The 21306-nt window shown below is 67.9% G+C and carries 21 protein-coding genes and 2 pseudogenes; 18 read left to right on the top strand and 5 right to left on the bottom strand.

Annotation, left to right across the window (positions count from 1 at the left end; translation table 11 throughout):
• Window positions 1-38: 38 nt before the first annotated feature.
• A complete protein-coding gene (locus ACI2L1_RS37310; RefSeq protein WP_404743872.1) occupies window positions 39-998 on the bottom strand; it encodes a ScbA/BarX family gamma-butyrolactone biosynthesis protein in 960 nt (319 codons plus the stop codon).
• 104 nt (window positions 999-1102) lie between these two features.
• On the opposite strand from ACI2L1_RS37310, the gene ACI2L1_RS37305 reads away from it, so the two are divergent.
• From ACI2L1_RS37305 to ACI2L1_RS37245, 13 genes and pseudogenes are all read left to right on the top strand, one after another.
• Window positions 1103-1780, top strand: coding sequence for a ScbR family autoregulator-binding transcription factor (locus ACI2L1_RS37305; protein WP_404743871.1), 678 nt, complete (start codon window positions 1103-1105; stop codon window positions 1778-1780).
• A 151-nt stretch (window positions 1781-1931) separates the two neighbouring features.
• Window positions 1932-2886: pseudogene (locus tag ACI2L1_RS37300) on the top strand (IS701 family transposase).
• A gap of 302 nt (window positions 2887-3188) precedes the next feature.
• Window positions 3189-3725, top strand: coding sequence for a flavin reductase family protein (locus ACI2L1_RS37295; protein ID WP_404743870.1), 537 nt, complete (start codon window positions 3189-3191; stop codon window positions 3723-3725).
• A 3-nt stretch (window positions 3726-3728) separates the two neighbouring features.
• Complete coding sequence (locus ACI2L1_RS37290) at window positions 3729-5264, top strand: FAD/NAD(P)-binding protein (RefSeq protein ID WP_404743869.1); 1536 nt, start codon at window positions 3729-3731, stop codon at window positions 5262-5264.
• 52 nt (window positions 5265-5316) lie between these two features.
• Entirely contained in the window at window positions 5317-6138 is an 822-nt protein-coding gene (locus ACI2L1_RS37285) for a class II aldolase/adducin family protein (RefSeq protein ID WP_404743868.1), read from the top strand.
• A gap of 47 nt (window positions 6139-6185) precedes the next feature.
• On the top strand, window positions 6186-7580 hold the full coding sequence (locus tag ACI2L1_RS37280) for a class II 3-deoxy-7-phosphoheptulonate synthase (protein ID WP_404743867.1): 1395 nt from the start codon (window positions 6186-6188) through the stop codon (window positions 7578-7580).
• Window positions 7581-7618: 38 nt separating this feature from the next.
• Window positions 7619-7999, top strand: coding sequence for a chorismate mutase (gene aroH / locus ACI2L1_RS37275; RefSeq protein WP_404743866.1), 381 nt, complete (start codon window positions 7619-7621; stop codon window positions 7997-7999).
• On the top strand, window positions 7999-9159 hold the full coding sequence (locus tag ACI2L1_RS37270) for a prephenate dehydrogenase (protein ID WP_404743910.1): 1161 nt from the start codon (window positions 7999-8001) through the stop codon (window positions 9157-9159). The genes aroH and ACI2L1_RS37270 overlap by 1 nt, the downstream gene beginning before the upstream one ends.
• Window positions 9160-9224: 65 nt before the next feature.
• Window positions 9225-10508 (top strand): 3-phosphoshikimate 1-carboxyvinyltransferase, encoded by a 1284-nt coding sequence (gene aroA, locus ACI2L1_RS37265; RefSeq protein ID WP_404743909.1) that lies wholly within the window; start codon window positions 9225-9227, stop codon window positions 10506-10508.
• A gap of 8 nt (window positions 10509-10516) precedes the next feature.
• Window positions 10517-11701 carry a chorismate synthase gene (gene aroC, locus ACI2L1_RS37260; RefSeq protein WP_404743908.1) on the top strand — a complete coding sequence of 395 codons (1185 nt, stop codon included), beginning with the start codon at window positions 10517-10519 and terminating at the stop codon, window positions 11699-11701.
• 32 nt (window positions 11702-11733) lie between these two features.
• On the top strand, window positions 11734-12210 hold the full coding sequence (locus ACI2L1_RS37255) for a shikimate kinase (RefSeq protein ID WP_404743907.1): 477 nt from the start codon (window positions 11734-11736) through the stop codon (window positions 12208-12210).
• 110 nt (window positions 12211-12320) lie between these two features.
• The gene (locus ACI2L1_RS37250; protein WP_404743865.1) at window positions 12321-12581 is read left to right on the top strand and encodes a hypothetical protein; all 261 of its coding nucleotides are present in this window, start codon (window positions 12321-12323) and stop codon (window positions 12579-12581) included.
• 119 nt (window positions 12582-12700) lie between these two features.
• Window positions 12701-13174, top strand: a pseudogene (locus ACI2L1_RS37245) (transcriptional regulator); the annotation flags it as partial.
• A gap of 25 nt (window positions 13175-13199) precedes the next feature.
• On the opposite strand, the gene ACI2L1_RS37240 reads toward ACI2L1_RS37245, so the two are convergent.
• Window positions 13200-14126 carry a helix-turn-helix domain-containing protein gene (locus tag ACI2L1_RS37240; RefSeq protein WP_404743864.1) on the bottom strand — a complete coding sequence of 309 codons (927 nt, stop codon included), beginning with the start codon at window positions 14124-14126 and terminating at the stop codon, window positions 13200-13202.
• 345 nt (window positions 14127-14471) lie between these two features.
• Between ACI2L1_RS37240 and ACI2L1_RS37235 the strand changes: the two genes are divergently transcribed.
• Both ACI2L1_RS37235 and ACI2L1_RS37230 read left to right on the top strand, forming a co-directional pair.
• The gene (locus ACI2L1_RS37235; RefSeq protein WP_404743863.1) at window positions 14472-14783 is read left to right on the top strand and encodes a hypothetical protein; all 312 of its coding nucleotides are present in this window, start codon (window positions 14472-14474) and stop codon (window positions 14781-14783) included.
• 50 nt (window positions 14784-14833) lie between these two features.
• Window positions 14834-15217, top strand: coding sequence for a peptidase inhibitor family I36 protein (locus ACI2L1_RS37230; RefSeq protein ID WP_404743862.1), 384 nt, complete (start codon window positions 14834-14836; stop codon window positions 15215-15217).
• A 172-nt stretch (window positions 15218-15389) separates the two neighbouring features.
• Here the strand turns inward: ACI2L1_RS37230 and ACI2L1_RS37225 are convergent, their stop codons facing one another.
• On the bottom strand, window positions 15390-16709 hold the full coding sequence (locus ACI2L1_RS37225) for an IS630 family transposase (RefSeq protein WP_404743906.1): 1320 nt from the start codon (window positions 16707-16709) through the stop codon (window positions 15390-15392).
• A gap of 907 nt (window positions 16710-17616) precedes the next feature.
• Between ACI2L1_RS37225 and ACI2L1_RS37220 the strand changes: the two genes are divergently transcribed.
• From ACI2L1_RS37220 to ACI2L1_RS37210, 3 genes are read left to right on the top strand one after another with little or no spacing between them, the layout of a single operon-like run.
• Window positions 17617-18618 carry a DUF6192 family protein gene (locus tag ACI2L1_RS37220; RefSeq protein ID WP_404743861.1) on the top strand — a complete coding sequence of 334 codons (1002 nt, stop codon included), beginning with the start codon at window positions 17617-17619 and terminating at the stop codon, window positions 18616-18618.
• 3 nt (window positions 18619-18621) lie between these two features.
• The gene (locus ACI2L1_RS37215; RefSeq protein WP_404743860.1) at window positions 18622-19041 is read left to right on the top strand and encodes a hypothetical protein; all 420 of its coding nucleotides are present in this window, start codon (window positions 18622-18624) and stop codon (window positions 19039-19041) included.
• Window positions 19042-19079: 38 nt separating this feature from the next.
• The gene (locus ACI2L1_RS37210; RefSeq protein ID WP_404743859.1) at window positions 19080-19943 is read left to right on the top strand and encodes an IS5 family transposase; all 864 of its coding nucleotides are present in this window, start codon (window positions 19080-19082) and stop codon (window positions 19941-19943) included.
• A 10-nt stretch (window positions 19944-19953) separates the two neighbouring features.
• Here ACI2L1_RS37210 and ACI2L1_RS37205 read toward each other — a convergent pair whose 3' ends face one another.
• Both ACI2L1_RS37205 and ACI2L1_RS37200 read right to left on the bottom strand, forming a co-directional pair.
• Entirely contained in the window at window positions 19954-20727 is a 774-nt protein-coding gene (locus ACI2L1_RS37205) for an alpha/beta fold hydrolase (RefSeq protein WP_404743858.1), read from the bottom strand.
• 2 nt (window positions 20728-20729) lie between these two features.
• A complete protein-coding gene (locus ACI2L1_RS37200) occupies window positions 20730-21107 on the bottom strand; it encodes a DUF4440 domain-containing protein (protein ID WP_404743857.1) in 378 nt (125 codons plus the stop codon).
• Between the last annotated feature and the right edge of the window lie 199 nt (window positions 21108-21306).

The raw sequence follows: 21306 nt of genomic DNA, 5'->3' as shown, positions 1-21306 counted from the left end.
TGGATCGGACTCGGAGGCGCGTGGACCCGTGACCCGGATCACTGTCCCGCGTCGGTGAGCGAGGCGGTGAAGACGGGCTGGCCGTCCTGGTGGCCGGTGACCCGGACCGAGGTGGCGCCGCTGACCATGGTGGGGACGGTGTGCGCTTCGATCCAGCACGGTGGGGCGAATTCCACGTAACGGTGGAAGTCGATGGTGAACGACGCGGGGTAGAAGGGTGCCGGTGAGAGCAGGGCCGTGGCGGCCTGGTGCGCGGCCTCCACCAGGATCATGCCCGGATAGTGGTCGACCGCCCGGCCGAACAGGGTGGCGTTCCTGTCGTCGGCGCGCAGCTGCCAGCGCCCCGGCGCGGGGGTGGGTGCCAGCACGACGTGGGCCAGATCCGTCCGCCCGACGAGCTGAGGCAGGACGGGTATCGTCGGCGCCGCCGACTCGCGGGGGAACGACGCTCCCCGCAGCCGTCGGTAGGCCTGCGGGGTGGAGATGGTGAGGTGGCCGCCGCCCGTGGCCACCGTATGGGCGCCGTTACGGACCGTCATTCGGAAGTTCGTGGCTGACAGTCGGTCACCACGACGTCGTATGTCGGAGCAGACCACGTCCAGGGTTAACTCGGCCGGGGGGCCGGCCACCTCGAGGTGCTTGGGGTGGGAGGTGTAGTGGAGATCTCCCATGAGGAAGTGGTGTTCGAGCGGGACGGCGAATTCCGCGTGGCACAGCAGGATCGCGGCCTGGCGCAGCGTCTCGACGATCAGCACGGGGTCGTGTCTGCCGTGCACGGGGTTGTAGAACTCATGGGTGTACGGCCAGTTCGCCGTCACGGAGAAGCGTTCGTCGCCCAGGCTCTTCCAGCCGGTCAGTAGAACGTCGTCGGCGCGGGCCCGGTGCACCAGCTCTCTGGGTACCGTTGCGGTCGGCCCGGAGTCGGCAGGCTCCTCGGCTCCGGACCCCCGCAGGAGATCGGTGGGCTGTCGGCAGTCGGTCACGGGTGTCCGGTTCATGGCTCCTCCTCATGGCATGGAAGGGCCATCAATCCCCCCTTGGGGAAAGATACGTGCTTAGCGGTATGGTCTCAAGATTTCAGTGCGCTGAGGAGATGGTGCAGGTGGCCCAGCAGGAACGTGCGGTCAGGACTCGCGAGTTGATTCTCAAGGCGGCGGGGGCGGTCTTCGCCGAGCGGGGATATGACGGCGCGACCATCTCTGACGTCTACACACGGGCCGGGCTGACCAAAGGGGCGTTCTACTTCCACTTCTCCTCCAAGGAGGACCTGGCCGAGGCGATCCTTGAAGTACAGGTGGACGCGGGAACCTACCCCATCGTGCCGCGGCCGCTCAAGCTTCAGGAGCTGGCGGACGCCGGGTTCGTCTTCGGGCACCGCCTCATGCATGACCGGATGCTCCAGGGCAGTGTCAGCCTGTCGCTGGAGCGGGGAGCGCATCATCTGGACCGTCGCAGGCCGTTCCTGGCCTGGATCGAGCACAACCTGCGCGGTCTGACCGAGGCGAGTGAGCACGGAGAGCTGTACCAGTGCGTCGATCTGGAGGCCACGGCCGAACTCCTGGTCGGGGCCTTTTCCGGGATCCAGATGTTGTCCCATGTGCTGACCGACCGCAGGGATCTGACAGAGCGGCTGTCGGTGCTCCTCACGCAGCTGCTGCCGACCATCGCGGTTCCCGGCGTTCTGGCGCGACTCGACCTTACCGCCGAGCGGGGTGAGCGGGTGCTGGCCGAGGCGGAGGCCCTGGCCGCCGCGCAGGGCACTGCCGCCGACTGCGAGTAGAGGACCTGCTCGGCGCGGCCAGCTCCTAGTAGGGCCTGGTCAGGTTCCTGCGCCGGTGGCGTGTCCCCTTGATTGGGTGTGTCGTTGACCGGTTGCGCTGGGTGGGGAGTTGGTCGCGGTCCGGTGTGATCTGGAGGACTTCGCGGCGGAGATGTTCGAGCCGTTCGCGCGGGCGGATCAGCGCCGGTGGGGCGAGGTGTATCTGCGGGGTCTGCTGCTGGACGGGCGGCGCAAGTCGGTGGAACCGATGGCCGCCCGGCTGGGCGAGGACGGCAACCGGCAGGCCCTGGCCCACTTCATCACCACCAGCCCGTGGGACGCGGCCCATGTGCGGGCCCGCCTGGCCTGGCGGATGCAGCAGGTGATCAAACCGACCGCTCTGATCGTCGACGACACCGGCTTCCTCAAGGACGGGGATGCCTCGGCCTGCGTGGCCCGGCAGTACACCGGCACCGCCGGCAAGGTCACCAACTGCCAGGCCGGCGTCTCGCTGCACCTGGCCTCCGACGCAGCGTCGGTCGCCGTCGACTGGCGGCTGTTCGTGCCCGAGAGCTGGGATCCCGCCTCACCGAAGGCCGATCCGGCCAAAGTGGCCCGCCGCACCACGTGCGGCATCCCCGAAGACATCGGCCATGTCGAGAAATGGCAGCTGGCCCTGGACATGATCGACGAGACGATGTCGTGGGGTATCGATGTCCCGCTCGTCGTCGCCGACGGCGGCTACGGCGATGCCGCAGCCTTCCGCCTCGGCCTGGAAGAACGCGGACTCAGCTACGCGGTCGGCATCTCCACCACGACCACCGCCCAGCCGGAAGAAGCCCAGCCGCACACCCCGCCCTACGCAGGCCGCGGCCCGAGGGCCCAGCCCGCCTACCCCGAGCTGGCCCAGACCCGACACCCCGCTGGCCACCCTGGTGCGCACCGCGAAACTGCGCTGGCGCATCGAGCACGACTACCGCGAGATGAAGCAGGTCCTGGGCCTGGCGCACTTCGAAGGCCGCACCTTCAGAGGCTGGCACCACCACGTCACCCTCGTCTCCGTCGCGCACGCCTTCTGCACCCTCCAGCGCATCACTCGGTCCCCAAAAGAGACGGCGCCGGCCTGAGCCTCTACCGGGTCGCCCGCGAACTACAGCTACTCCTCGCGGTCTGGACCGGCGCCTGCCCCACCTGTCACCGCGACATGCCACAACCGATACCGACCGACCTGACCAAGTACTACTAGAACACGCAAGCCGGTATGTTTCAGCAGTCGCGCATCCGCTCAGATGGCGCCCGGCGCGGCTTCGCAGGACTGCTAATTTCTGTGCGCGCCCCAGCAAAACAGCCACCCGGCTTCTCTGTACCGTCTCTGACATCGAACCGGGTTTCGTATTTTCACTGAGGCGTTCGACAGAGAGGACCAGTCATGGGTGAGCTGTCAGCGGCGAATCATCCGGCGGTTGCCGTGAAGGACGACCTGCGTTCCGTGATGCGCAATTTTGCCACCGGCGTGTGTGTGGTGAGTACTTTCTCCGACGCGGAATCGATACGCCGGCACAATGCTCTGACGATCAACTCGCTGACCTCTCTCTCATTGTCCCCGCCGCTCGTGTCGCTGAGCATTCGCCGTGATTCCACGTTTCTGGACGACTTGATGGAGTCCCAGGTCTGGGCGATTTCCATCTTGGACGGCGCCGCGGAGGACCTCGCCCGGATCTTCGCTCGTCCTGCGGAGGACCGCAGGAAGGCGCTGCACAGCCTGCCCGCGGAGCCGGGCCCGCAGACCGGTGCACTGCTTCTCGACTCCGCGGCCTGGATGGAATGCCGGTACCGGAGCCACCTGGTGGCCGGCGACCACCTGCTGATCGTCGGTGAGGTCGTCGGAGCCGGTGTGAACGACGCCGGGTCGTCCCTCATATTCCTGCACGGGAAATTTCACCGTATCGAATCGATAGGTGGCTGACAGATGTCTGGAATATCGATCGGTGTGGTCGGCGGTGGTGCGTCCGCGGTCTGTCTCATCGACGCACTGGCCCAGGTACAGAGCCCGTCGGGCAGTATCACGGTGTTCGAGCCGTCACCGAATTTATGGCGAGGCCGCGCCTATCAGGTCGACGTCGACACCATCAAGGTCAACGCGCCGCCGGACGACATGTCCGTACGCGTGGGCGACCTCGGTCACTTCGAACGCTGGCTGGAGATCCGAGAGCGTATCGTCGAGGATTTCGACAATATCGACCCGTATTCCGGGATGCGTTTCGCACCGCGGACCGTCTATGGCGAATACCTGGAGCAGTCGGCCTATGCGGCGCTGGGAGAACTGCGCAGGAAGGGCTGGCGGGTCGATCTCGTCGGCACAGCGGTCACTGCGGCCCGGCGGACCTCCGACCAGGTGCTCCTGAGCACCAGCAACGGCAGTGCTGGCGCTTTCGACTACGTCGTTCTGTGCGTGGGGGGTGACAGTCCCAAGGACGCCTATGGACTCACCGGCGTACCGGGGTTCATAGCGGATCCGTACCCGATGTCCCACAACCTCCGCCAGATCGGCGCGCGGGAGGACGTGGCCGTCATCGGGAGCGGGCTCACGGCGGTCGACATCATTCTTGCTCTCGCCGCTCAGGGCCATCAGGGACGGATCAGCCTGCTGTCCAGGCGGGGTGTGCTTCCCGGCGTCCGGCAGCGCCCGATCACCTTCGAGCCCCGCCATCTCACCAAGGAACGGATGCGGTCCCTCGGGCGTCGCCGGCGTGAGATCTCCCTCGCGGACTTCGCGGGGATCGTGGAAGCCGAACTGCGCGACGCCGACGCGGATCTCGAGGCGGTGTACGCCGAGATCACGCACCTCGACAAGGAGAAGCCGGTGGACCGCCTGCGACGTCAGTTCGCCGCGGTGGGCTCATCGGACCCGGGACTGCGCATCCTTCAGCGCGCGGTGCCCGACATCGGCCCCGACGTGTGGCCGTTGCTGAGGGAGGAGGACCAGGCCGAGCTCCTTCGTTCCCACTACCGGACCATCATGAGCCTGTGCTGCCCCATGCCGCCGAGCAGCGCGTCCGTGATGCTCGAACTGGTCGACGCGGGCCAGCTGGACATCCGCTCCGGCCTGCACAAGGTCGCGGCACGTTCCGGCGGCGGCTTCGAGCTGGTCACCGCGGACGGGACGGCGCTGGGCGCGGACAAGGTGGTCAACGCCGTCAACGCCTCGGAGGGCCGGATTCCCACCGGTGCGCTGCCGCTGGTCACCACGCTTACGCGCAGTCGCGCCGCGGGCCGCCACCCGCACGGCGGGCTGCGCCTCGCCCGGGCGACCAGCCGGCTCATCGCCAATGGCACCGCGGATCCACGCCTGTACGGACTCGGCAACATCGGCGCCGGGGCGCTCTTCTTCACCTTCGGCATCCCATCCCTGGTGGACCGCAGCGAGGACATCCTCGCCTCCATCCTCCAGCACGCGGGCGCCGCGCAGTCGGCACACTCCGCGGACGTGCTGCTGCCCGCCTAGCCGAACGTCCGCCATCGCCCGCTCACGGCCCGTCCACAGAGAGGTAGCCACCATGACCACGATGACCGACAAGCCCACCGAGCCCCGCGCGGAATTCCTCGCGGACACCGCGACCGGTCTGCCCATTCCCGGGGAGCCGGCCTTCAACAGCCCGGAGGAGACAAGACGGCACCGCAAGGAGCGTCTGGCCGCGGCCCTCCGCCTGTTCGGCAAGTACGGCTTCGGCGAAGGGATTTCCGGGCACATATCCGTGCGCGATCCGGAGTATCCCGATCAGTTCTGGGTCAATCCCTTCGGCGTCTCCTTCAAGCACGTCCGTGTGGCCGATCTGATCTGCGTGGACGCCGAGGGCCGCGTGGTGCACGGGAAGCACCGCGTTAACCCGAGTGCCTTCGTCATCCACTCCCAGATCCACGAACTCCAGCCCGAGGCGACCGCCGCGGCCCACGGCCACACGGCACACTCCCGTGCTCTCGGCGCCCTCGGTCGGCTGCTGGAGCCCATCGACCAGGAGTCGGCCGCCTTCTACGGACGGCAGACGCTGTACGAAGCGTACGAGGGGCCCTCCGTCTCCCTCGAGCAGGGCCGCGACATCGCGGAGAAGCTCGGCGACAACCGCGCCATCCTGCTGCGGCACCACGGCCTGATCACGGTGGGCGGATCGCTGGACGAGGCCGTGCACTGGTTCTTCACCTACGACAGCTGCGCCCAGGTCCAGCTGCTCGCCCATGCGGCCGGTACCCCGAAGACGTTCACCCACGAGCAGGCCATGGCGGCGGGCGAGGGCTTCGGCGACGCCCAACTCGGCTGGTTCAGCTTCCAGTTGCTCTGGGACGAGATCGTCGCCGAGCAGCCCGACCTGCTCGAGGAGTAAGAGCCCTCCGCGGTCCCGTGCCCAGGTGAAACAGACGAAGGAACCTCATGAACGCTCAGCAAGATGCCCCGGTGTACTCCTGGCGAGGTCTGCCCGCCGCACAGCAGCCGACCTGGCCCGATGAGCAGGCCCTCGGCGCGGTGCTGTCCGACCTCGCCACCGCACCCCCTCTCGTCTTCGCAGGCGAATGCGACCAACTGCGCTCCCGGCTGGCGTCGGTGGCACGCGGCGACGCCTTTCTCCTCCAGGGCGGAGACTGTGCCGAAACCTTCGACGCCGTCTCGGCCGACCAGGTCAAGGACAAGGTCAAGACGCTGCTCCAGATGGCGGCGGTGCTCACCTACGCCACCTCCGTACCGGTGGTCAAGATCGGGCGCATCGCCGGCCAGTACTCCAAGCCACGCTCGCAACCCACGGAGCGGCGCGACGGGGTGGAGCTCCCGGTCTACCGCGGCGACGCCGTCAACGGCCTGGAATTCACCGCGAAGAGCCGTACCCCCGACCCCGAGCGCCTCAAGCGCATGTACCACGCCTCCGCCGCCACGCTGAACATCGTCCGGGCCTTCACCACGGGCGGCTACGCCGACCTGCGGCAGGTGCACGACTGGAACCAGGACTTCGTGGCCAGCTCGCCGGTCGGCGAGCGGTACGAGCGCCTCGCCCGGGAGATCGACAGGGCACTCGCGTTTCTCCAGGCGTGCGGGGCACAGCCGCGTGAATTCCGCTCCACCGAGTTCTTCTCCAGCCACGAGGCGCTGATTCTCGACTACGAAGCGGCCCTCACCCGAAGGGATTCCCGTACCGGACAGTGGTACGACGTCTCAGGTCACATGATCTGGATCGGGGAACGCACCCGGCAACTCGACGGCGCACACATCGAGTTCGCCTCGAAGGTCCGCAACCCCATCGCGGTGAAGCTCGGGCCGACCGTCACCGCGGACGAGGCGCTGGCGCTCATCGACCGCCTGGACCCCGAACGGGAGCCGGGCCGGCTGTCCTTCATCACCCGGATGGGAGCGGACAGGGTCCGTGATGTCCTGCCCGTACTCGTGGAGAAGGTCACCGCGTCCGGCGCTCAGATCGCCTGGATCTGCGATCCCATGCACGGCAACACGTTCACCGCACCCAGCGGTCACAAGACACGCCGGTTCGACGACGTGCTCGACGAGGTGAGGGGCTTCTTCGAAGCCCACCGCGAGCTGGGCACCCACCCGGGTGGCATCCATGTCGAACTGGCCGGAGAAGACGTCACCGAATGCGTGGGCGGCGGCGCCGAGATCCGCCTGGACGACCTCGCGCACCGCTACGAGTCGGCCTGCGATCCGCGCCTCAACCGCTATCAGTCGCTGGACCTAGCCTTCCAGGTCGCCGAGCTGTACCAGGACCGAATCGTGACACGAGACCTTCCGCGACCCGCCACCGAGGTTCTGGCGGCGGACTGAGAATCGCCGATCCGGAGAGTGACGATCTGGAGAGTGAGATGACAGTGCGCGCAGTACGTGGCGCGGTCCAGCTCGAACGAGATGACAGAGGCCATCTGGTGGACAGCACCAAGAGTCTGTTGAAAGAGATGCTCGACGCCAATGAACTGGAGCAGCAGGATCTCATCAGCGTGATCCTCACGGCCACTCCCGACCTGCGCAGCGAATTCCCGGCGGTGGCCGCACGCGAGTTGGGCCTCACCGACACCCCGCTCATGTGCGCCCAGGAGCTTGGCATCGCCGGGGCACTGCCGCGCGTCGTACGGATCCTGGTGCACGCCGAGACCGATCGGCGAAAGCGCGATGTGCGCCACGTCTATCTGGGTGGCGCTGCGGCGCTGCGCACCGATCTCGCCGGCTCGCCCGGGGGAACCCGATGATCCGTACGGCAGCGGTCGTGGGAACCGGCCTGATCGGCACCTCGGTGGCCCTCGCCCTCACCCGCAGAGGTGTGAGCGTGCACCTGCTCGACACGAACGAGTCGGCGGCCCGCACCGCCGCCGCACTCGGCGCGGGCACCGTCGGCCCGCCCGCCGCCCCGGCGGACATCGCCGTGCTGGCCGTGCCGCCCGGCAGCGTCGGTGAGGTGCTGGCCACGCAGCAGTCGAACGGGCTGGCCCGTAGCTACACCGACGTGGCCAGCGTCAAGACCGGGCCGGAGCGGGATGTCCTGGCGATGGCCGACCCCTCCTGCTACATCGGCGGACACCCCATGGCAGGGCGAGAGCTGTCCGGTCCGCTCGCCGCTTCCGCCACGCTCTTCGAGGGGCGCTCCTGGGTACTCACCCCCACCCCGGACACCGCGACGGACACCCTGAACCGGGCACTGGAAGTGGTGGCGCTGTGCGCGGCGGTCCCGGTGGTCATGGAGAGCGGCGCGCACGACCAGGCGGTCGCCCTGGTCTCTCACACCCCGCACCTCGTCGCCTCCCTGATGGCAGCGCGTCTGGAGCACATGCCAGACGACGCGTCGCGACTCGCCGGCCAGGGGCTGCGGGACGTCACCCGCATCGCCGGGGGCGACCCGCGCCTGTGGGGCGACATCCTGGACGCGAACGCCACGGCCGTCGCCGATGTCCTTCAGGAGCTCGCTGTGGACCTCACCGTGGCGGTGGCGGCGCTGCGGGGTCTGGCCACCCACAACGCCGACGAACGCGCGGAAGGGATGATGCTCGTCGCCGATCTGCTGGGCCGCGGCAAGAAAGGCCGCGAGCGGGTGCCGGGCAAGCACGGGGAGAAGCCGTCCAACTGCACGCCCGTGCACGTACTCATCGGTGACGAGGCGGGTGAGCTGGCCCGTCTGCTGGCGACCGTGGCGGAGCTGGGCGTCAACATCGAAGAGATGTCGATCGACCATTCGCCCGGCGAGCGCAGTGGGCTGGTGGAACTCGTGGTGGAACCGGCCGCGGCCGTCCGTATGGCCCAGCGACTCACGGAGTACGGCTGGACGGTGCAGCGGACCCCTGCCCGAGCCGACACCCGGACCGGACCCGCCGCCGAACACGGCACGCGAAAGGTACCGCTGGCGGCCGGGACCTAGCCCAAGGCGGGCATGCCGAGTTGACCACCGATGACGAAGGAGAAGCCGTGGGCGCATCGCGCCACATGACCGCGGGCGGATCGCAGGACGCAGGCCTGTTGGCGCGTGTTCCCGGGTCGAAGAGCCTCACCAACCGGGCGCTGCTGCTCGCTGCCGCCGCACGCGGGACGAGCGTGCTGCGGGCGCCCCTGGCCAGTGACGACACACTCGCGTTGAAGGAGGCCTTGCGGACGCTGGGTGTCGAGGTGTCGGCCGCCCCGGCCGACGCGTACTGGAAAGTCACGGGCAACCCCGGAGACATCGCCGAACGAGCCGACCTCTGGTGCGCTGACGCCGGCACCGTGGCCCGGTTCCTGCCCCCGTTCGCCGCGGCAGCGGGGAGAGGTGACTACACCTTCGACGGGACCAGCCAACTGAGGGCCCGCCCGCTGCGCCCGCTGGCAGACGCGCTCACCCGTCTGGGCGCCCAGGTGCGGACCGGGCCGAACGGGTCCCTGCCGCTGACCGTGCGCAGCGACGGGCTGCACGGCGGGCTGCTGGAGCTGGACTCCAGCCTCAGCAGCCAGTATCTGAGCGGGCTCCTCATGGCCGGTCCGCTCATGCGCCGCCCGCTGACGGTCACCATTCCACGCCTGGTCAGCCGACCCTACGTCGATATGACGCTGGCCCTGATGCGGTCCTTCGGCGCACAGGTCGACGAGCCCGCCGTCGGACGCGTCAACGTGGCCCCCGGCGGATACACCGCCACGGACGTGGCCATCGAGCCGGACGCCTCGACCGCGTCGTACTTCTTCGCCGCGGCCGCCGTGACGGGAACCACCGTCACGGTCCCCGGCCTGGGGCGCGGAAGCCTTCAGGGCGACCTGGGATTCACGCGGGTCCTGGAGCTGGCGGGCGCCGATGTCGCCATAGGAGAGGAGGCGACCACGGTCACCGGCACGGGGCGCATGCGCGGCGGATTCGAGGTGGACATGGGCGAGATCTCGGACACGTTCATGACGCTGGCGGCCGTCGCCCCTCTCGCCGACGCACCCGTCACCGTCACCGGCATCGGCCACGCGAGGTTGAAGGAGTCGGACCGCATCAGCGTGGTGGCTGCGAACCTGCGTGCCTGCGGCATTCAGGTCGACGAGGGCCGGGACTGGATCACCGTTCACCCCGGAGCGCCGGTCCCGGCGCGGATCGCCTGCCACCGTGATCACCGGATCGCCATGTCCTTCGCCGTGCTGGGACTCGGCAGCTCGACCGCTCTCGTACTCGACGACCCGGCTTGTGTGAGCAAGACGTTCCCCGGGTTCCACACCGAACTGCGGCGACTCTTCCCCGCCTACCACGTCAAGGAGCAGTGAGCCCCGTGTTGAGCAGGTTGCGCTGGCTGACCGCGGGGGAGTCCCACGGCCCCGCACTCGTGGCGACGCTGGAGGGCCTTCCCGCCGGCGTGCCGATCACCACGGAGATGGTGGCGGACCACCTGGCCCGGCGCCGGCTCGGTTATGGACGCGGTGCGCGGATGAAGTTCGAGCGCGACGAGGTCACCTTCCTCGGCGGCGTTCGGCACGGCCTCACGCTCGGCTCGCCGGTCGCGATCATGGTGGGGAACACCGAGTGGCCGAAGTGGGAGCAGGTCATGGCGGCCGACCCGGTCGACCCGGAGATCCTGGCCGGTCTCGCCCGGAATGCTCCGCTGACCCGGCCGCGGCCCGGACACGCCGACCTGGCGGGCATGCAGAAGTACGGCTTCGACGAGGCGCGGCCGATCCTGGAGCGGGCATCGGCCCGGGAGACGGCCGCCCGGGTCGCGCTGGGTGCGGTGGCGCGGTCGTATCTGAAGGAGACGGCCGGTATCGAGATCGTCTCGCACGTCGTCGAGCTGTGCACCGTGAAGGCCCCGCAGGGTGTGTACCCCACGCCGACGGATGTCGAGAAGCTGGACGCCGACCCGCTGCGCTGTCTGGACGCGGACACGTCGAAGGCGATGGTCGCCGAGGTCGACCAGGCGCACAAGGACGGCGACACCCTCGGCGGTGTGGTCGAGGTGCTGGCGTACGGCGTCCCTGTCGGCCTCGGCTCGCATGTGCACTGGGACCGCAAGCTGGACGCCCGGCTGGGGGGTGCGCTGATGGGCATCCAGGCGATCAAGGGTGTGGAGATCGGCGACGGCTTCGAGCTGGCCCGGGTGCCGGGCTCCAAGGCGCACGACGAGATCGTGAACACGCCCGAGGGCATCCGGCGGGTCTCCGGCCGCTCCGGCGGTACCGAGGGCGGCCTCACCACGGGTGAGCTGCTGCGGGTGCGGGCCGCGATGAAGCCGATCGCGACGGTGCCGCGGGCGCTGCAGACGGTGGATGTGACGACCGGTGAGGCGGCGCAGGCGCACCATCAGCGTTCCGACGTCTCCGCGGTTCCGGCCGCCGGCATTGTCGCCGAGGCCATGGTGGCGCTCGTTCTCGCGGACGCGGTGGCGGAGAAGTTCGGCGGCGACTCGGTGGCCGAGACCCGTCGGAACGTGCGGTCGTACCTCGACAACCTGGCGATCCGGTGAGCCCCGTGCCCGTGGTCGTGCTGGTCGGGCCGATGGGCGTGGGCAAGTCCACGGTCGGGCAGCTGCTGGCCGAGCGGCTCGGTGTCGGTTACCGGGACACCGACGACGACATCGTGGCCGAGCAGGGCCGCACCATCGCGGAGATCTTCGTCGACGAGGGCGAACCGGCCTTCCGGGCGCTGGAGAAGCAGGCCGTGCACCGGGCGCTCGCCGAGCACGACGGTGTCCTGGCGCTGGGCGGCGGCGCGATCCTCGACGCCGACACGCGGGCGCTCCTGGCCGGGCAGCGGGTCGTCTACCTCTCGATGGACGTCGAGGAGGCGGTCAAGCGCACGGGCCTGAACGCTGCCCGCCCGCTGCTCGCGGTCAACCCGCGCAAACAGTGGCGGGAGCTGATGGAGGCCCGCCAGCACCTGTACGAGGAGGTCGCCACGGCCGTGGTCGCCACGGACGGCCGTACGCCGGATGTGATTGGGAGCTTTGTAGTTGGTGTGGTTTGGGGGCTTTAGAGGCTGTTGTCTTTCCGTACTTGATCGTCGCGTTTTCGCTGGTCAGGCATAGTTTCGTGACTTCGGTGGCAGGCAGTGCTCGTCGTGTCAGTGCGGTCGTGGAGTGCGGGATGCCGTCGGTGATCGGGTTGTTGGAGGAGCGGGAACGGGCGGCTGCTCAGCGGGTGGAGGACTTGCGGGAGGAGGCGGACCGGGTTCTGGCTGCGTTGCGGGATGCCGAGTTGGACTGGGAGCGGTTCGTCGTTTCCCGGGAGACCGTGGTGGAGGTGCTTGCCGCCCCGGAGAACGCGGAGAAGGCGGACGCACCGGTGTCCGGGAATCCTGAGCCGTCTCACCGGGGCAGGTCAGCGCGGACGGGTCGGGCTCGCTGATCGGGGGCGCGGGAGCGGTCATCGTGGATCCTGTTCCGGGTGACATTCCCGTCACCTCACCCGCAGAATATCCGCCCGGATGGCACGGCTGTTCGAGTGCCGCCCGGCCGGGCGGCACCTTCGCGGCGGCCGTCAACGGCCTCACCGTCGGCCTGGGCGGCCCCACTTACCTGAAGCGTCCGGCGTTCGACCCGAAGCTGCCCGGCTCGTGGCTGGTCGACCTGAGCTACGTCGACCTGTCCCGCGTGCAGATCAACGGTCGACGGCGACCGGCTGCCCAGCCCGTTCACGCCGACGGGCGAGCGGCCGACCGGCCCGGCCTGGTACGCGACGCCGACCGTGGCGTACGCGGTGGAGCTCGGCTTCGAGGTCGCGCCGATCGAGGCGCCCGTGCGCATGGAGAACGGCGCTACCTGGACCCCTGGTACAACCGGCTGCGCGACGCGTACGTGACGGTGATGGAGGCACTGGGCGTCACCACCGCGATGGGCGGCCAGGAGTTCCTGGACGCGATGGCCCGCTCCAATCAGGTGGACCCGACACTGGCGCTGCTGGTGAAGGCGATCAAGGCGACCGCGAAGGGCGGCATCGGCGGATCAGTGGCCACTCTGAAACAGCTCAGTCCTTTTGCCCGTGGCGTAGGTCGCTGACGGTTTCGCCGAACTCGCGCTTCAGGGCCCTGCCAAGGTGTTTGGGGTCGTGTACTCCCCATCGTGCTGCGATCGTGGCTGTGGAGATGTCCGCGGAGGCGGGGTCGAGGAGGTCTCGGCGGATCCGTAGCAGGCGTTCATGTCGGACCCAGGCGGCGAAGGTCAGGTCGCTGTCTTTGAAGAGCGCGTGCAGGTGCCGGATGGAGATGTGGTGCCGGCGCGCGACTCGTTCCGCACTGAGGTGGGAGTCGTCGAGGTGGGCAAGTGCGTAGGCGCGGATACGGTCGACAAGGTCGCTGGCGACGGAAGCCCGCTCGGGAGTGGTGTCGGCGAAAGCGGCCAGGAGGAGTGCGGTGAGCGCGTCGGCCAGATACGTACGTGGCACACCTTGGCTCGGGAGGTCCTCGTTGACTGCGGACAGTGCGTGGCTGAGGAGTCCGCCGATCCCGCCCTGAGTGGGTATGGGGTGCGCCGTGCGCCGGCTGATGGAGTTCGCGTGTCTGCCGAGACTTGCCCGGGGAACGCAAAGCACGGTCATGTCACTGGGCTTGGCACCGATGAGCCGGTAAGGCCGGGTGCTGTCACAGGCGAACAGTTCACCGGGTTTCAGTATCGTGGTCCGGTCACCCTGGATCGCCGTGACCGGACCGTGGTGGTGCAGATTGAAATGCATCCACTCCACGTCGCTGGAGGTGATGCTGCGGTTGTCCCGCGTCACCGTTGCGGCGGTGGCCTGGACACGAGCGATAACCACGGGTCCGACGGCTGTGTGGTCGACTACGGCTTCGAACCCCTGCGGGCCGGGATCGGTCACCCGCAACGGCGCAAACAAGCCTGAGGCAACTGCCTCGAACGACTCGGTTCCTCTTAATCGGGCACCCCTGTGGTCTGTCATGCCGATGTCCCCCAGCCCCCTGCTTGCACAGGCATTTTACTGCCGGGTTTGCACGAACTGGGTAGTCACGGTGCACACATTGGTGCTCTCGGGGCGCGGCTTGCGCCTACGGTCATCGATGAGCGATGCACAACCTGAGTCTGCAGGTCGGAAATCTGGTGTGCGTCTGCGGTTCGGTGGCCTGAGAGGAACGGTCCACAACGGCACTTCCGGCACGAATACTTCCGCGATGAAACACGGTTCGACGCACTCACGACGGCCACTTTGCCGTGAAAAGTAAGTTGCTCACCGGATCGGCTCCATGAGCTGACCCATCACGGCGGATTGACACACGGAGGGAAAACGATGTTAAGGAAACTTTCGCTCACTGCAGCGGCACTGGGGCTCGCGATCGCCGGCCCCCTGACGCTCGCTGGCCAGGCACAGGCCGCGGAGCAGACAGCCACAGCCCCCGCCGCAGTCTGCGGTTACAACGACAACATCGACGGCTGGGCGCAGTGGATCAACTGCGGCAACTACAACCACCTGATCGAGACGTGGGCTCTGGGCGCCAGCCAGAGCTTCCAGTGCGTGCGCGCCCACTCCACCTACACCTTGGGGCCCACCTGGTTCATCAGCAGCTCGACGTACGCCGGCGGGGTGGGTTGCACGCCGTAAAGACGGCTGTCCATGGCCGGAAAGACGGAACCGCTCATCGGAGGAACCACATGCGCAAGACACTCGCGGCGCTGGGCTCTGCCGCTGCCCTCGCTCTGACGCTGGCCACGACCTCGGCCCAGACCGCGCAGGCGGCTCCCGCGGCCGGCTGGAGCCGCTGTCCGAACGGATATTTCTGCATCTTCGACGGGGTCGACGGGACCGGCACGATGGCCTGGTTCGCGTCCGGCTCCCCCGACCTGCGGGGCCAGTCGATGGACAACCGGACCTCGTCGTACTGGAACCGCAACAGCGAAGCATTCGCCCTGCACGACGGGTACAACTACAGCGGCGGCTGCTGGACGGTCTTCGCAGGTACACAGACCAACCTGCCGTCACGCTTCCCTGAATGGGACAACCGGTTCAGCTCGATCACCAAGTTCTCCTGCGGCTGAGCTCGCCCACCCGCCCTCGTCGGCGCCGGAACGGGGCCGGTCACCCCACCCGGCGCCCGTACGGCTTCCATAGATGCGCTGAGGGTCCCGCAGTTCAAACGGCGGGACCCTGTCGCCGTCCGTTGTGCACCCTCCGACTCCGGCTAGTGTGATGCGCCAGAAATGCTGAGGATTAGTTCTGCTCTGTTTTCTGGCTGTCGGTTCCGACTTTGGTGAGGTAGTCGGCGAGGGAGTTGAGGATCTCGTCGGCGGTCTTGGTCCAGGCGAAGGGCCGTGGGTTCTTGTTCCAGGTGTCGATCCACGAGGTGATGTCGTCCTCCAGGGCCTTCACGGAACTGTGGACGCCGCGGCGGATGAGCTTGTCGGTCAGCAGACCGAACCACCGCTCCACCTGGTTCATCCAGGAGGAGCCGGTGGGGGTGAAGTGGACGTGGAAGCGCGGGTGTCTGCCCAGCCAGGTCCTGATCTCGGCGGTGGTGTGGGTGGCGTAGTTGTCACAGACGAGGTGGACGTCGAGCCCGACGGGGACCGCCTTGTCGATGCGGACCAGGAACTTCTTGAACTCGATCGCACGGTGGCGGCGGTGGAGTTGGGATATGACGGTGCCGTCACTGATGTTGAAGGCGGCGAACAGACTGGTGATGCCGTGCCGCAGATAGTCGTGGGTGCGGCGTTCGGGCATGCCCGGCATCATCGGCAGGACCGGCTGCGAGCGGTCCAGCGCCTGGATCTGGGACTTCTCGTCCACGCAGAGTACGACCGCCTTCTCGGGCGGGTGGTGGTACAGGCCGACGACATCGACGACCTTGGCGACGAACTGCGGATCAGTGGAGAGCTTGAAGGAGTCCTGCAGGTGGGGCTTGAGGTCGAACCTCTTCCAGATCCGGCCGATGGTCGACTTCGACAGGCCGGTGCGCTGGGCCATAGAAGCCCGTGACCAGTGCGTGTCCTGGCCCGGCGTGGACTCCAAAGTGGCCACAATGACCTCCTCGACCCGGTCCAGGAGGATCGAGGGCGGCCGGCCCGAGCGGGGCTCGTCGTGCAGGCCGTCCAGGCGCTTGGCGATGAACCGGGCCCGCCAGCGATCCACGGTCGATCTGTCGATGCCCAGGTCGGCCGCGGCCTGCTGGTTCGTCCCGCCCTCCGCACAGCGCAGCACGATCTTCGCGCGCAACGCGAGGAACTGGGCGGTCTTCGCCTGCCGCGCCCACTGCGTCAACTGCCGGCGCTCAGCATCGTCCAGGACCAGGTCGGCCTTCGGCCGGCCGATCCACCCGGCGTCCTCCAGCCCAGCCATCCGCTCCGCGGCGAAAGCCCGACGCCACTTGCCCACCGTCCTGGCCTGAACACCGACAAACCGCCCTACACCCGCGTTTGACAGGCCGTCAGCACACGCCAGGATGATGCGGGCCTTCTCGGCCGAGCGCCGGTGCGGCAATTCCGTCCGACGCACCAACTCGGCACGCTCAGCCTCGGACAGCGTGATCTCCACAGCAGAAGGCCCGGGATGCGACATACCAACAGGGTAGTGACTAATCCTCATGATTTCTGGCGCATCACACTAGTGCTCTGACCGCATTGGTTCGCCGGGTCGGGGCCCGCGAACTGAACCTCGATGCCGGTGAGTTCCTGGCAAGATCTCCGCATGTCCCAAGAGAAGGTCGAGGCCCTCACGCAGAGGCCCGCACCATGTCCGGGAGCGGGCGCTCTCGTGCGCTCTTCGAAATGGGGAAGCCCGCGTCGCATCCGACCCGTAAAATCCGGATCATGGGCGCGCAAATCGCCAAAGAGCACCATCTGGTCCCGAAGTTCTGGCTGCGGGCCTTCGCTGAGTGAGTGTTTTTGAACTCTGGCCGTGAGGTGTGTACGGCTGGATGATCTGGCTCGTGGCGGCTGATGGGACGGCTCGGCGGTACTGCCGGGAGTGCGGTGATCCGCTGCCGGTGTCGATGGCGGCGGAGGCGGTGTTCTGCTCGGGTCGGTGCAGGTCACGGCAGTGGCGTAGGCTGCGGCAGACCCGGCAGCGGGTGATCGCGATGCTGCGGGGCAAGCGGGTGGAGTGCCCGGTGTGCGGCCGGTCGTGGACGGTGGGGGTGGAGCGGTCGAAGGCGGCGGTGTACTGCTCGGACCGCTGCCGGGTGCGTGCCTGCCGCCAGCGGCAGGCGTCGCGGAACGGTGTTACGGAAACGCCGTAGCCGAACGCCTCAGCCTCACCACCAACGCCGCCTGTTTTGCAAGCGTGTTGGCGACGGTCGGCGGGTGCTTCGAGCGCCCCCATTCCGCGCTCTGCCTCCGCGTGTCGCGCCCGCGCCACCGTGGACGTGACCGGGGCTGGCGCCTCGTTGACCGGTTCCATTGTGGGTGACCGGGCCGGGCCCGGGGCAAGGACAGTGGTCGTCATGACCGACCGGATCGGGAACGTCACCCGGCAGCGTTACGAACAGATCGTCACCCAGGCCAAGGAACTGATCGCGCAGGTCGCGAAGGCTCAGTTCGCCCTTGGTGACATGGCGTTGGAGATCGAGCCGATGAGGCCGGTGGGCGGGTCCATGCCGAACGGCACGGACGACCTGTTCACCGTGACGGAGTCGTTGCAGATGTTCGCAGACGACATCGGCGTCGCCAGGACGACGGTGGAGGACTGGCGGTGGACCGCCAACCGCTGGCCGGCGGACAAACGCAAGGAGGGTGTGTCGTTCACAGTTCACCGCATCCTCGCGTCGGTCGTGGACGAGGCCGAGCGGTGGGCGGCGATCGAGGAGGCCCCGTTCAACCCGCGCACCGGAGCGAGGCAGTGGACGCCGGACGGCGCGAAACGGCTCGTCGGCCAGCGCGTCGAACGCCCCGTGACGGTCGACGAGAAGGTCCAGGCCGTCGCCGACCTGACCCGGGACGAGGAGGTCGCCGCCCAGGTGGCCACCGACCTGTTCAAGCGGCCGGAGGTCACCGAGCACGTCACGCCTGCCGACCGGATGCGCGTCGTCACCGAGCTGACCAGGGACGACACCGTCGCCCAGGAGGTGACCACGAACATGCTGCGCCGGCCAACGGTGGCCCGGACGGTGATGCGCGACGACACAGCGCGCATGCTGGTCAACCGCGCCCAGTTCGACAACTCCGAGGAGACCAGGGAACGGATCCGCGAGACCACCCCGGCCGTCCGCAAGATCGAGCACACCATCGAGTACCTCGACCTGGTGGGCACCTGCCACGGCTTCGTGGCCACGCTGGGCCGGCTGGTGCCCCGGATGCGGGGCCAGGAATTCACCGACGACGAGCGTGAGACCGTGCGACGGCAGATCGGCCGCGTCCGCGCCGCAGCCGACTGGCTCGAAGGAGCCGTCGACAACGGCGAGTTCACCCTCGACGAGCAGTTGACCCAGCTCCTCAAGGGCGAGTAGGCCATGGCCCGCAGCCCTCGCCGCCCGGCCCAGCCGCTGTCGGAGCACTACGGCGACCTGGTCCGCGTCGCGCTGATGGAAGCAAGACCAGCCGGCCTGCACACCGTCCAGCTCGTCGCCGCCACGCGGCTGAAGCAGTCCCAGGTCCAGCGCGGTATCCGCCACCTTCGCGACGTCGGCGCCGCGGAGAACCTCACCCCGATCACCTGGCGGCGCAAGGACGGCTACATGTTCTCCGACGACCCCGCGGACTGGATCGAGTACGAGAAGAAGCAACTCGTCCAGGCCCTCGGCCGCCTCACCCGGATGATCACGGGCACACTCGCCCCACACCTGGCCCGCTGCCCCGACGACGAATGGGCCCAACTGGTATCCGCCCAGCTCACCGGGGTTACCGCGACCCTCGCCCAGCTCTCGAAGTAATTGCCCGCCGGCCCTTCCGCGCCATCGACGAGCCCGCCATGCCGAACCCTGCCCGCCGTCGTCGCTACCCGTCCGACACCACGATCGCCGAGTGGGCCCTTCTCGAACCCCTGTTGCCGGTCCCGGCCTGCCAGACCAAGACCGGCGGGCATCCCGAGAAGTGGCCCCGCCGGCAGATCGTCGACGCCATCCGCTACATCACCGACAACGGCGCGAAGTGGAGAGCACTTCCGTCCGATTTCCCTCCGTGGGAGACGGTTTACGGGTTCTTCGCCCGATGGAACCGCCGCGGCGTCGTCACCTACATCCGCGACCAGCTCCGCCGCCGTCTCCGCACTGGCCTGGGACGATGCCCTTACCCGGTCACGCTGATCGTCGACTCGCAGTCGGTCAAGGGCGCAACCACGGTGAGCCGGGCGACTCGCGGATTCGATCCCGCGAAAATGATCAACGGGAGGAAGAGACACATCGCGGTGGACACGAAAGGCTTCCCCGTGATGATCATGGTGACGCCCGCCGACATGCAGGACCGGGACGCAGCCCGCGAACTGCTCTGGCGACTGCGTCTCACCCACCCGCAGATCACCCAGATCTGGGCCGACTCCGCCTACGCCGGCAAGCTCGTCGACTGGGCGGAGGACTTCCTCCACATCACCCTCAAGACCGTCTCCCGCCCCAAAGGGGCCAAGGGCTTCGTCGTCCTCCCGCGTCGCTGGCGTGTTGAGCGCACACTGGGATGGATCATGAACGCCCGCCGCAACGCCCGGGACTACGAGCGCCTCCCGCAGCATTCCGAGGCCCACCTGAACTGGTCACTCATCACCCTCATGACCAGGCGGCTGACCCGGAAGGGCCACCCCGACGGCTGGAAGAAGAAGACCGGCCCGATGAGGAAGCCCTGACCGACCACTCTTACCCAGCCGCGCACCTCGCGAGAAATGGACGGATGACCGGCAAGGTGAGATCGATTCGCAGGAACGTCTCGAAGTGCCCGCAGTCAGGCAGTTCAACGCAGGTGGCGCCCGAAATCTGATCAGCGGTGTCCTGGATCACCTTGAGCTGGGGGTCACGGTCCCCCGCGAGCAGAAGTACTGGCGCTGTTGTCTGAGCGAGCTCGCTCAGGACGCCGTCGCGGCCAGCGAGGGCGACGGTCAGCGCTGCCAGCGCATGCGGATCGGCCGTCAGCATCGCCGCACGCATCCATTCTGGGAGGGAGCTCTGACGCTCCAGCACGTCGATGAATGGCGCGGTCCCTTGAACGCGGAACAGCTCGGCTTCCCGCTGAACCTCGCCGGGAGCGGCGGCGACGCGGTCGGCATGGGCTCCGCCAACGATCAGGCCGGTCAGCCGTTCGGGATGGCGAGCCAGCAGGTTGAGGCCGATGATGCCGCCCATCGATGCTCCCCAGAACGCCGCCCGAGAGATATTAAGCTCGTCGAGTACGGCGGTGACGTCCTTGACTTGACGGTGAATCCGGTAGCTGTCCACGTCGTGAGGTGCCTCGCTGCCGCCGTGACCACGGGCATCGATGAGGACGAGGCGATGGCTGTCGGCGAGGGCGTCGACATAGCCGGCAGACCGCCACGTCGTGCGGTCTCCGAAAAATCCGTGCAGCAGCACCAGCGGCGGTCCGCTGCCCATGGTCTCGAAGGCGATCCGTACTCCGTCGCTACTGGTGACCTGCATGGCTACTCGACCTCGGACGCAACAGGAGTTGCCTGGTGGAAGTACATGCGCCAGCCCGTCTCCGTCAGCCGCCACAAGGAGCTTCGCCAGGCCCGGCGCCCTTGGTTGTCGGCGAAGTACGTCAGATGAACGACGCCGGGAGCCAGAACGACCCCGGACATCTCACTGACCTGCACCGGAGACTCCGATGACACCGTTCCACCGCTCGTGACCGCGAGGATGGACTTCACATCCCACCGGCGTCCCGATGCGCCGAACTCAGAGAACTCCGGATCCAAAAGCTCCAACACATGGGCTGGAGAGGCACGCACCTCAGGATCAAGCAACCGAAATTCGGCATCCATGGCTGCTTGCACGGCACGCTCACTCTCGTCGGTCATGGCGGAACCCTACGCACGGTTCTCGCCCGTGCACAGCGAATAGATCATCCCAAGTGATCACTCGCCGCCGCCAAAAGCCGGCCGCAGTTCAAAAACAATCACTGAGAGGTCGTTTTCATCTGAGGTATGGCACTTTGAGTCGTATTGTCGCGCCTCTCGGTTTGGGGCTGATGAGTCGGTGGAGGTTGTTCTTTCTGGT

This window comes from Streptomyces sp. NPDC019531, assembly GCF_044903305.1.
Taxonomy (GTDB): Bacteria; Actinomycetota; Actinomycetes; order Streptomycetales; family Streptomycetaceae; genus Streptomyces.
This window is presented reverse-complemented; position numbering and strand designations above follow the sequence as displayed.

Coding starts and splice junctions, on each gene's coding strand:
- ACI2L1_RS37220 (WP_404743861.1), top strand. CDS start 17,617: ATGACCGACCGGATCGGGAACGTCACCCGGCAGCGTTACGAACAGATC.
- ACI2L1_RS37250 (WP_404743865.1), top strand. CDS start 12,321: ATGCCGTCGGTGATCGGGTTGTTGGAGGAGCGGGAACGGGCGGCTGCT.
- ACI2L1_RS37280 (WP_404743867.1), top strand. CDS start 6,186: ATGAACGCTCAGCAAGATGCCCCGGTGTACTCCTGGCGAGGTCTGCCC.
- ACI2L1_RS37255 (WP_404743907.1), top strand. CDS start 11,734: ATGGGCGTGGGCAAGTCCACGGTCGGGCAGCTGCTGGCCGAGCGGCTC.
- ACI2L1_RS37290 (WP_404743869.1), top strand. CDS start 3,729: ATGTCTGGAATATCGATCGGTGTGGTCGGCGGTGGTGCGTCCGCGGTC.
- aroH (WP_404743866.1), top strand. CDS start 7,619: ATGACAGTGCGCGCAGTACGTGGCGCGGTCCAGCTCGAACGAGATGAC.
- aroA (WP_404743909.1), top strand. CDS start 9,225: ATGACCGCGGGCGGATCGCAGGACGCAGGCCTGTTGGCGCGTGTTCCC.
- ACI2L1_RS37210 (WP_404743859.1), top strand. CDS start 19,080: ATGCCGAACCCTGCCCGCCGTCGTCGCTACCCGTCCGACACCACGATC.
- ACI2L1_RS37285 (WP_404743868.1), top strand. CDS start 5,317: ATGACCACGATGACCGACAAGCCCACCGAGCCCCGCGCGGAATTCCTC.
- ACI2L1_RS37215 (WP_404743860.1), top strand. CDS start 18,622: ATGGCCCGCAGCCCTCGCCGCCCGGCCCAGCCGCTGTCGGAGCACTAC.
- ACI2L1_RS37200 (WP_404743857.1), bottom strand. CDS start 21,107: ATGACCGACGAGAGTGAGCGTGCCGTGCAAGCAGCCATGGATGCCGAA.
- ACI2L1_RS37230 (WP_404743862.1), top strand. CDS start 14,834: ATGCGCAAGACACTCGCGGCGCTGGGCTCTGCCGCTGCCCTCGCTCTG.
- ACI2L1_RS37295 (WP_404743870.1), top strand. CDS start 3,189: ATGGGTGAGCTGTCAGCGGCGAATCATCCGGCGGTTGCCGTGAAGGAC.
- ACI2L1_RS37240 (WP_404743864.1), bottom strand. CDS start 14,126: ATGACAGACCACAGGGGTGCCCGATTAAGAGGAACCGAGTCGTTCGAG.
- ACI2L1_RS37310 (WP_404743872.1), bottom strand. CDS start 998: ATGAACCGGACACCCGTGACCGACTGCCGACAGCCCACCGATCTCCTG.
- ACI2L1_RS37235 (WP_404743863.1), top strand. CDS start 14,472: ATGTTAAGGAAACTTTCGCTCACTGCAGCGGCACTGGGGCTCGCGATC.
- ACI2L1_RS37205 (WP_404743858.1), bottom strand. CDS start 20,727: ATGCAGGTCACCAGTAGCGACGGAGTACGGATCGCCTTCGAGACCATG.